Origin of the sequence: Flavobacterium sp., assembly GCF_020217025.1 — a bacterium.
Classification (GTDB): Bacteria; Bacteroidota; Bacteroidia; order Flavobacteriales; family Flavobacteriaceae; genus Flavobacterium.
Genome location: NZ_JAIWOF010000029.1, coordinates 1 through 10000 on the forward strand (window position 1 = coordinate 1; position 10000 = coordinate 10000).

A 10000-nucleotide genomic window follows, 5' to 3' on the forward strand; every position below is an offset into this window, starting at 1 on the left:
AACTACGATAATTCGTTCCCAAACGAAGCGTTTCTTTGTCTTTGTTAGAAAACGGATTGTGTTTTTTATCTTCTTTCGCCAAATCGATAAATTGTTCGGCTTTTCCGCCGCGCCAACGGTAAATCGCTTGTTTTGGATCGCCCACCAACATCAAAGTGCCTTGCTGACCAAAATCATCTTGTCCTGAAAGCGCGTTATCGATTAACGGAATCAAATTTTGCCATTGCATCACTGAAGTATCCTGAAATTCATCAATAAAATAATGACGGTATTTTTCACCCAAACGCTCATAAATAAAAGGCGCCGGCTGATTTTGTATCTCGTTATGAATAATTTTATTGAAATCGGAAATCGAAACTAAATTTTGCTCTTCCTGAATTTGTTTGAATTCTTGATAAATCGTGTTTAATAACGATAATGGATTCAAATTTTGCAGAAAAGCTTCGTACATTGAAATTTTTCCAACTTTTTCATTGATTGTTAACACCGAAGCTAAAATTTCGGAAGCCTTTTCATCAATAAAATCTTTATCGGATTGTAGAACAGTTTTAGAATAACCACTTTCTGAACCATCTAAATATTTGATTACAGTTTCATTAATCGCAATTTTATCATCAACAATTTTCTCTAAAAAATTAGGAACCAAACTTCTGTAAAACGATTTTCTTGAAACGCCATTTCCATCAATCGAATCCAAAACACTTTGAGCAATTGCTTTACAATCGATTTTTAACTGTTTGATTTCATCTTGTAACTTCTTTTTTACGACTCCGAAATCATCTATGCTTTTTTCAGACAATTCTTTGATTTCTTCCGAATTGTTTTCGTTGGTAATCAATTGGGCCACCTTTAATAATTCGGCCGAAATATCCCAGTTTTTATCGTCGTCGGTTTTCTCTTTTGAAAATTCGATGAGTAATTTGGTTAAACTTACATCATCCCCCGCTTTGGAAATCACTAAATCAATCGCTTCTTGTAATAAGGAATCGGTTTCCAGCGACACTTCAAAATTCGATGGCAAATTCAAATCTTGGGCAAACGTTCGGATGACTTTGTGCGTGAATTTATCAATTGTAGAAATATCAAACGCAGCATAATTGTGAATGATATTTTTGATGATAGCTTTCGATTTATCTTTTAAAGTAGCGATACTTAATTTGGTTTCCGAAGCAACATCTTTTAGCAATTCCATCGCTTTTTCCGAAGTATTATCCAATGAAAATTGATACAAACTCGAAACGATTCGGGTTTTCATTTCTTCTACCGCTTTGTTGGTAAAGGTAATGGCAAGAATTTTTCGATACGCATCATCATTCGTCGCCAAGAAAAGAATTTTTAGATATTCTTTTGTTAGCGTGTAAGTTTTTCCGGAGCCAGCCGAAGCGTCGTATATGGCAAAAGCGGTTGTATTCAATGTTATATTTATCTTACTAATAGTGGTATAAAAACTATCTATTTTTGAATCCGAAGTTTAATTTGTAAATTTGGTGAAAATATTATTAATCTAAAAATTAAATATCATGGCTTTTGAATTACCACAATTACCTTATGCATACGATGCATTAGAACCACATATTGACGCTAGAACAATGGAAATTCACCATTCTAAGCACCACAATGCATATGTTACTAACTTAAACGCAGCTATTGCTGGAACTGATTTAGAAGGAAAATCTATTGAAGATATCATGAAAAATCTTGACATGAACAACATGCCAGTTCGTAACAATGGTGGTGGACATTACAACCACACTATGTTTTGGGAAATTATGTCGCCAAACGGTGGAGGTTTACCAACAGGTGAATTAGCAACTGCTATTGACGCTGCTTTTGGTTCATTTGACGCATTTAAAGCTGAATTTTCTAAAGCGGGAGCTACTCGTTTTGGTTCAGGATGGGCTTGGTTATGTGTGAAAGATGGAAAATTAGAAGTTTGTTCTACTCCAAATCAAGACAACCCATTAATGCCAGGTGTGGCTTGTGGTGGACAACCAATCTTAGGAATGGATGTTTGGGAACACGCTTATTACTTACACTATCAAAACCGTCGTCCTGATTATATGGAAGCGTTTTTTAATGTAATTAACTGGACTGAAGTTGCAAAACGTTTTGCTGCAGCAAAATAATTTAAAACAAACAAAATTAAAAAAGGCGAAGATTTTTCAATCCTCGCCTTTTTTGTTACCAAGTTTATTAAAATAAAAAAGGTGAAATTACTTTCACCCTTTTTGCCCCAAATCTACCATAAAACTTAACCTACTAATTTTCTGGTAGAGCTAAAGTAGAACAGTAAAACGTATGTGACGAAAAAAATTGTTGAATAACACAAAAACTCGATGAAATGCATTTTTGAAAAATAAAATAAGTTAATTTTTTACTTTTTCTAACAAATTCATTCATTTTTGGGTAATAAAAAAGGCACGCATTGCGTACCCTTTTTGCCCCAAATCTACCATAAAACTTAACCTACTAATTTTCTGGTAGTACTAAAGTACTTCAAGATAGTATGCTTGCATAAAAAAATTGTTAAACGAAATAAAAAGTCGATGAAATGCACTTTTTTAATAAAATTTGCCCTTACCTTTTGTTAAAACGACAATTTTAGACAAAAAAAAAGGCACGCATTGCGTACCCTTTTTGCCCCAAATCTACCATAAACTTAACCTACTAATTTTCTGGTAGTGCTAAAGTATGGCGAGATTTTATATTACTATAAAAAAATTGTTAAACGAAATAAAAAGTCGATGAAACGCCTTTTTTAATAAGCGCGAGCATCTTTTCCTTCATAAAAATTCATAAATGCACGATTTACTACACGATTTCCTCCATCTGTTGGATAATCTCCTGTGAAATACCAATCTCCTAAGTTTTTCGGACAAGCTTTATGCAAATCTTCCACCGTTTGGTAAATGATTTTTACTTCAGCTTTGGTGTCATCTGGCGTAAGCATTTCGGCAATTTTATCTGAGATTTCTTGATCGGTGAACGGCGCATAAATTTCTTTTACATAATTCACTACATCAGCATCACTAAAATCTTCTTGTGCTTTCGATTTTTGGTACACTTCTTCTACAATATGATATAAATTACGCTCTTTCAACAATTCTAAGGCTGCTCTAAAGGCTACTAATCCTTCTAATTTCGCCATATCGATTCCGTAACAATCTGGATAACGAATTTGAGGTGCTGATGAAACTACAACAATTTTCTTTGGATGCAAACGATCCATCATTTTAATGATACTTTGTTTTAAGGTAGTTCCTCGCACAATACTATCATCAATAATTACTAAATTATCCGTTGGTTTTACCACGCCATAAGTTACATCATAAACGTGTGCTACTAAATCATCACGACTGCTATCTTCAGTAATAAACGTTCTTAATTTAGCATCTTTAATCGCGATTTTTTCGGTTCTGATTTTTACTGAAAGTAATTCTTTCAAAGTATCTTCTGTCAACGTATCTTTTTGCTCGATAATTGCTTTAGCTTTTCTTTGATTCAAGAAATCTTGAGCCGCTTCTGACATTCCGTAAAAAGAAGTTTCTGCTGTATTTGGGATAAAAGAGAAAACTGTATTATCGGTATCGTTATCGATGGCTTTTAAAACACTTGGGAAGATTAATTTCCCTAATTCTTTACGCTCTCTGTAAATTTCAGCATCGCTTCCACGAGAAAAATAAATACGTTCAAACGAACATGCTTTTTTGATTAACGGCGTTCTCACTTCCTGAACTGAAACATTTCCGTTTTTCTTGATGATGATAGCACTTCCAGGAGTTAATTCTTGAACTTTTTCGAAAGGCACATTGAAAACCGTTTGAATCACCGGACGTTCTGAAGCGACCACTACAATTTCATCATCTTCATAGAAATACGCAGGACGAATTCCGGCAGGATCGCGCAAAACAAACGAATCACCATGACCGAAAAGTCCAGCCATTGCGTAACCTCCATCGAAATTACGAGAAGCACGTTCTAAAATGCGTTGTACATTTAATCGTTCTCCGATAATTGGCGAAGCTTCTTGCTTAGAATACCCTTCGTGTTTGCATTGTTTGTATAATTCGGTAACCTCATCATCTAAGAAATGTCCAATTTTTTCCATTACGGTAACGGTATCGGCCATTTGTTTTGGATGTTGTCCTAAATCAATTAAGTTTTGAAACAACTCCTTTACGTTTGTCATATTGAAATTTCCGGCAACAATTAAATTACGGTGCATCCAATTGTTTTGACGTAAAAATGGGTGAACACTTTCGATGCTATTTTTACCGAAAGTTCCATAACGAACGTGACCTAAAAACACTTCTCCTAAATACGGAATATTTTGTTTTTGAAGCGCCACATTGTTTTGATATTCTGGATGTTCTTCTAACTCGCGACTGATTCTGTCGTTAATTTGAGCGAAAATATCCTTTATAGGTTGTGGGTCGTTTGAACGAATACGGCTGATGTATCTTTCACCTGGATTTACATCCAATTTAATACTTGCTAAACCAGCTCCGTCTTGACCGCGGTTGTGTTGCTTTTCCATTAGTAAGTACATTTTTTGTACTCCATAAAAAGCGGTTCCGTATTTTTCTTTATAGAATTCTAACGGTTTTTTTAATCGTAGTAATGCAATTCCACATTCGTGTTGTATAGCGTCACTCATAAGTTGTTGTGTTGTTGTAGGTTGTTGTAATTCTTATTCTTTTTGAAACAAAAAATGCCCCGAAATTTCGAGGCACGTTTTTATTCTTCTAATTCTATTTCAAATTGCGTTAAAGCTTTAAATTGTTGCAAACGCGAGTTTACTTCTTTTCTATCTAAAGTTTCCATTCTTTCTGTTCCAAATTTCTCCACACAGAAAGAAGCTAAGTTTGAACCGTAAATGATAGCGTTTTTCAAATTGCCAAACGAAATATTTTCTGATTGTGCAATGTAACCTGCAAAACCTCCTGCGAATGTATCACCAGCTCCTGTTGGATCAAACACTTCTTCTAATGGTAATGCTGGAGCAAAGAATACGTCTTTGTTGTGGAACAATAACGCTCCGTGCTCTCCTTTTTTGATTACCACATATTTTGGTCCCATTGTATGGATTTTAGCAGCTGCTTTTACCAAAGAATATTCTCCTGATAACTGACGTGCTTCTTCATCGTTGATAGTAATAACGTCTACACGTTTAATCACGTCTAATAATTCTGGTAAGGCACAATCCATCCAAAAGTTCATCGTATCTAAAACGACTAATTTTGGTTGTTCCGTCATTTGGTTTAAAACGCCTGATTGCACTATTGGGTGTAAGTTTCCTAATAAAACTACATCCGAATTTTTATACGCTTGTGGCACAACTGGATTAAAATCCGCCAAAACGTTTAATTCAGTAACTAAAGTATCTCGAGAATTTAAGTCGTTGTGGTATTTTCCACTCCAAAAGAAAGTTTTTCCTCCTTTTACGATTTCGATTCCTTCGATATTTACTCCTTTATTTTCTAATAAATCTAAATATTCCTTTGGAAAATCTTCTCCAACCACAGAAACTACAGCTGCATCTACATTAAAAAAGTTAGACGCTAAACCAATGTAAGTCGCGGCTCCACCTAAAATTTTATCCGTTTTTCCGAAAGGTGTTTCAATAGCATCAAAAGCTACTGTTCCTACTATTAATAGTTTGTTCATTAAATTAAATTTGAAATAAGGTGCAAAGATAAGTTTTTGTTTAGAAGTTTAAAAGTTTATGTGTTTAAAAGTTAATACACTACAACAACTTCCCTTCTTCTCGCTCATAAAACTCATCAATCGATAATTTTTCTTGTTGAGAAGCCATAACCGCTAATTCGTCGCAACGTTCATTTTGAGGATGACTGTTGTGTCCTTTCACCCATTGAAAATCAACTTGGTGTTGGCGGTATATTTTTAAGAAACGCATCCATAAATCAGGATTTTTCTTGGCTTTGAAGTTGATTTTTTCCCACTGAAATACCCAACGCTTTTCCACAGCATCCACCACATATTTTGAATCCGAGACCACTAAAACTTTGGTTTTTGGTTTTTTTAATTTTTCTAAACCTACGATTACGGCTAACAATTCCATTCTATTATTGGTAGACAATCGGAAACCTTCGTAAAATTCTTTTTTATAAGGCGTTCCCACCATTTCCATCACCACGCCATAGCCAGCCGGTCCAGGATTTCCCTTCGCAGCACCGTCAGTGTATATGTGGACTTCGTGACTCAAGTAAAAAGTGATTAGTGATTAGTGATTAGCTTTCTAATTACCTCGGGGAAATATTGATGTTCTAATTCGTGGATTTTATGCGCAATTTCTTCCGCAGTTTTGCAATCCTCGATGTTGACTGATTTTTGAAAAATAAATTCGCCTTCATCGTAATGTTCGTTTACATAATGAATGGTAATTCCGGTTTCTTTTTCTTTATTTTCTAAAACCGCTTGATGCACATTCATGCCATACATTCCTTTTCCGCCATATTTTGGCAATAACGCAGGATGAATATTGATCACTTTTGGATATTCTTTTAATATAGACTCGGGAAATTTTAATAGAAATCCAGCTAAAACGATTAAATCAGGCTGAAATTGATGCAATTGTTCCAACACAAAACCTTCATTTAATTGACTTTTTGAAAAAACGACTGAAGGAATGTTATGATTTTTTGCTCTATCTAACACTTTGGCATCTGGTTTGTTAGAAAAGATAGCGACTACAGTTCCTTGGTTATTTTTTTTAAAATAGCGAATAATTTCTTCGGCATTTGAGCCATTTCCGGAAGCAAAAAGCACAATATTCTTCATTTCAGTATTGATTTCTTCCCACAAAAAAAAGAATAATTATTGGTAAAAAATAAAAAAAAGAGGCCTTTGTGAATATTTTTTTTTATTTTCGTAGTCACATTTAGTAACAAAAAGGTTGTTTTAAAATAAAGTTTTTTATTTTTGCCAACAAATTAAATTAAAAATTAAAGATTATGTCAGACATTGCATCAAGAGTAAAAGCGATTATCGTAGACAAATTAGGTGTTGACGAAAACGAAGTTGTAACAGAAGCAAGCTTCACAAATGATTTAGGAGCTGATTCATTAGACACTGTTGAGCTTATTATGGAGTTCGAAAAAGAATTTGATATCCAAATTCCAGACGACCAAGCTGAAAACATTGCTACTGTAGGTCAAGCTATTTCTTACATCGAAGAAGCTAAAAAATAATAAATAAAACACCCGTGTGCATTTTTTGCATGCGGGTTTTTATTATTTTAAAGAAATTAGACTATTTTTGATTGAATTTCAATCACAATATATTGAAATACCCTTGTCTCTTTATTCATTATAACTAAAGAAAACACGGGTATTATTTGTTTAAACGATTTTTTAAAAATTAGAATATGCAATTAAAGCGTGTTGTTGTAACAGGTCTTGGAGCGTTAACTCCTATTGGAAATACTCTTCAAGAATATTGGGACGGTCTTGTGAACGGAAAAAGTGGCGCTGCCCCTATTACTTATTACGATACTGAAAAGCATAAAACCAAATTTGCTTGTGAGATTAAAAACTTCAATGTTGAAGATTTTATCGACAAAAAAGAGGTTCGCAGAATGGATAAGTTTGCTCAATATGCTATTGTTGCGAGTGACGAAGCCATCAAAGATGCTGGTATTTCCTTAGAAAATGTAAATAAACATAGAGTTGGAGTTATTTGGGGAGCAGGTATTGGAGGTTTACAAACTTTCCAAGACGAAGTAATGAATTATGCCGCTGGTGATGGAACACCGCGTTTTAATCCATTCTTTATTCCTAAAATGATTGCAGATATTGCTCCTGGACACATTTCAATGCGAAATGGTTTTATGGGACCTAACTATACTACGGTTTCTGCATGTGCTTCTTCAGCTAATGCTTTGGTAGATGCGTTCAATTACATCCGTTTAGGAATGTGTGATGTTGTTGTTTCAGGTGGTTCTGAAGCAGCAGTAACTATTGCGGGTATGGGCGGATTTAACTCAATGCAAGCTTTATCAACTAGAAACGAAAGTCCAGAAACCGCTTCAAGACCTTTTGATGCTACTCGTGATGGATTTGTTTTAGGTGAAGGTGCTGGTGCTTTAGTATTAGAAGAGTACGAACATGCGATTGCTCGTGGTGCTAAAATCTATTGTGAAGTAGGTGGTGGTGGTTTATCTTCTGATGCGTATCACTTAACGGCTCCACACCCTGAAGGAATTGGAGTTATTGCTGTAATGGAAAACTGTTTACGTGACGCTGGCTTAAAACCAGAAGATGTAGACCACATTAACACTCACGGAACTTCAACACCGCTTGGAGACGTTGCTGAGTTAAAAGCAATTAGCCATGTTTTTGGTGATCACGCTAAAAACATTAATATTAACTCAACTAAATCGATGACAGGTCACTTACTTGGTGCTGCTGGTGCTATTGAAGCAATTGCTTCTATCTTAGCGATGCAGAACGGCATTGTGCCTCCAACGATTAATCATACAACTGTAGACGAAAACATTGATCCATCATTAAACTTAACTTTAAACAAAGCGCAAAAACGCGAAATTAAAGTGGCCATGAGTAATACTTTTGGTTTTGGTGGACATAACGCTTGTGTTTTATTCAAAAAATTTGAGAACTAAACATGCGTCGTTTATTTAATAAAATACGAAAAAATTCCCGTTCTCAAGAAGACGGGATTTTTTTTGAAAAAATTACCAAAATTCTCGGCTTTGAACCTAAAGAACTGAGATATTACAAAAAAGCATTTACCCATCGTTCAGCAAATAAATTGGATGAAAAAGGAAATCCATTTAATTACGAACGCTTGGAATTCCTTGGTGATGCGATGTTGGGAAGCGTTATCGCAGCTCATTTATACAACGAAGTTCCATCGGGAGATGAAGGTTATTTGACAAAAATGCGTTCGAAAATTGTCAGTAGAGAACATTTGAACGAACTTGGACGTGATTTCAACTTATTGCAATTTGTAGAAAGCAAAGTCAATTCGAGTCAGTTTGGAGAAAATATTCATGGTAATTTATTTGAAGCTTTTATTGGCGCTATTTATTTAGACAAAGGCTTTACGTATTGCGAAAAATTCATCCAAAATAAAATTATTAAACAGTATGTTGACATTGCTAAATTAGAAGGTAAAGTCATCAGTTACAAAAGTTTAATCATCGAATGGTGCCAAAAAGAAAAAGTATCTTTCGCGTTTGATTTTATCGAAGATAACGGACAAGAAGGACAGAAATATTTCAGCGTAAAATTGTCAATCAACAACAAAATTATCGCCAAAGCTAGAGCTACTTCTAAGAAAAAAGCAGAAGAAAAAGCTGCCCAAAGAGCGTATTTTGTCTTTCAAGAAAAAATTTCGAAAAAATAATCCCCTACTCAAACGTTTGAGTTTATAAATTATCGTTAAGAACTACTCAATGGGTAGTTTTTAACGTATTTTAGCCTTATCTTTACCGCTTAATTTTGGAAAATGGCCATTCATAAAATTCAAATAAACGATTTTATTTCAGATGATTATGAGTTAATTGCCTTGCATTCATCTTTAGAAGATTACAAATTAGCGTATTGCTTAAACAAGGAATTGGGATTGCAGTTACAAAAAAATGATAACTACGTAGAAATCTCTATTCCAGAAGGGAAAAGCGCTTTTGAGAATTTCGCTTTTGATGATGAAAAGAACGATGTAATTTGGACCTTAATCGAAAATAAAACTACGATTATCAATTCGGACAAACAAACGAGTTCCCTTTTTGAACAAGTTGACATCACCGTTTTTTTACTTCCAGAATATAAAAAAGCAGATTATTTGATTAAAATTGAAAATATCGATTACGGTTTTGACGCCGATAAAATAATTGATAAAATATTAAAAATCAAAAATGTAACCACTGCTTATACCGTTGATACAACAAACTTAAAATCAAAAAATAATTTAATTTTTTAATTAAAATGCCGACAAATAAAAAAACTAAAATTGTAGC

The 10000-nt window shown here is 34.3% G+C and carries 10 protein-coding genes; 5 read left to right on the forward strand and 5 right to left on the reverse strand.

What is annotated here, in order from left to right; all coding sequences use genetic code 11:
• On the reverse strand, positions 1-1414 hold a 1414-nt coding region (locus LDL23_RS01225; protein WP_291264077.1), incomplete at its 3' end, for an exodeoxyribonuclease V subunit beta.
• 106 nt (positions 1415-1520) lie between these two features.
• Here LDL23_RS01225 and LDL23_RS01230 point away from each other — a divergent pair.
• The gene (locus LDL23_RS01230) at positions 1521-2126 is read left to right on the forward strand and encodes a superoxide dismutase (RefSeq protein WP_291264078.1); all 606 of its coding nucleotides are present in this window, start codon (positions 1521-1523) and stop codon (positions 2124-2126) included.
• Between the two features lie 632 nt (positions 2127-2758).
• Here the strand turns inward: LDL23_RS01230 and LDL23_RS01235 are convergent.
• From LDL23_RS01235 to purN, 4 genes are all read right to left on the reverse strand, one after another.
• Positions 2759-4657, reverse strand: coding sequence for an amidophosphoribosyltransferase (locus LDL23_RS01235; protein ID WP_291264079.1), 1899 nt, complete (start codon positions 4655-4657; stop codon positions 2759-2761).
• A gap of 80 nt (positions 4658-4737) precedes the next feature.
• Positions 4738-5667 (reverse strand): PfkB family carbohydrate kinase, encoded by a 930-nt coding sequence (locus LDL23_RS01240; RefSeq protein WP_291264080.1) that lies wholly within the window; start codon positions 5665-5667, stop codon positions 4738-4740.
• Positions 5668-5746: 79 nt separating this feature from the next.
• Positions 5747-6226 (reverse strand): ribonuclease HI, encoded by a 480-nt coding sequence (gene rnhA, locus LDL23_RS01245; RefSeq protein ID WP_291264081.1) that lies wholly within the window; start codon positions 6224-6226, stop codon positions 5747-5749.
• A gap of 11 nt (positions 6227-6237) precedes the next feature.
• Positions 6238-6801 carry a phosphoribosylglycinamide formyltransferase gene (gene purN, locus LDL23_RS01250; RefSeq protein ID WP_291264082.1) on the reverse strand — a complete coding sequence of 188 codons (564 nt, stop codon included), beginning with the start codon at positions 6799-6801 and terminating at the stop codon, positions 6238-6240.
• 173 nt (positions 6802-6974) lie between these two features.
• On the opposite strand from purN, the gene LDL23_RS01255 reads away from it, so the two are divergent.
• The 4 genes from LDL23_RS01255 (at position 6975) to LDL23_RS01270 (ending at position 9963) form a co-directional block, all read left to right on the forward strand.
• The gene (locus tag LDL23_RS01255; RefSeq protein ID WP_007137004.1) at positions 6975-7211 is read left to right on the forward strand and encodes an acyl carrier protein; all 237 of its coding nucleotides are present in this window, start codon (positions 6975-6977) and stop codon (positions 7209-7211) included.
• 176 nt (positions 7212-7387) lie between these two features.
• Positions 7388-8641, forward strand: a complete 1254-nt coding sequence (fabF, locus tag LDL23_RS01260; RefSeq protein WP_026725179.1) for a beta-ketoacyl-ACP synthase II — start codon at positions 7388-7390, stop codon at positions 8639-8641.
• 2 nt (positions 8642-8643) lie between these two features.
• Positions 8644-9387 carry a ribonuclease III gene (gene rnc / locus LDL23_RS01265; RefSeq protein ID WP_291264083.1) on the forward strand — a complete coding sequence of 248 codons (744 nt, stop codon included), beginning with the start codon at positions 8644-8646 and terminating at the stop codon, positions 9385-9387.
• Between the two features lie 102 nt (positions 9388-9489).
• Positions 9490-9963 carry an IPExxxVDY family protein gene (locus LDL23_RS01270; protein ID WP_291264084.1) on the forward strand — a complete coding sequence of 158 codons (474 nt, stop codon included), beginning with the start codon at positions 9490-9492 and terminating at the stop codon, positions 9961-9963.
• Positions 9964-10000: the final 37 nt, after the last annotated feature.

Coding starts and splice junctions, on each gene's coding strand:
- fabF (WP_026725179.1), top strand. CDS start 7,388: ATGCAATTAAAGCGTGTTGTTGTAACAGGTCTTGGAGCGTTAACTCCT.
- LDL23_RS01230 (WP_291264078.1), top strand. CDS start 1,521: ATGGCTTTTGAATTACCACAATTACCTTATGCATACGATGCATTAGAA.
- LDL23_RS01235 (WP_291264079.1), bottom strand. CDS start 4,657: ATGAGTGACGCTATACAACACGAATGTGGAATTGCATTACTACGATTA.
- LDL23_RS01240 (WP_291264080.1), bottom strand. CDS start 5,667: ATGAACAAACTATTAATAGTAGGAACAGTAGCTTTTGATGCTATTGAA.
- LDL23_RS01270 (WP_291264084.1), top strand. CDS start 9,490: ATGGCCATTCATAAAATTCAAATAAACGATTTTATTTCAGATGATTAT.
- rnc (WP_291264083.1), top strand. CDS start 8,644: ATGCGTCGTTTATTTAATAAAATACGAAAAAATTCCCGTTCTCAAGAA.
- LDL23_RS01255 (WP_007137004.1), top strand. CDS start 6,975: ATGTCAGACATTGCATCAAGAGTAAAAGCGATTATCGTAGACAAATTA.
- purN (WP_291264082.1), bottom strand. CDS start 6,801: ATGAAGAATATTGTGCTTTTTGCTTCCGGAAATGGCTCAAATGCCGAA.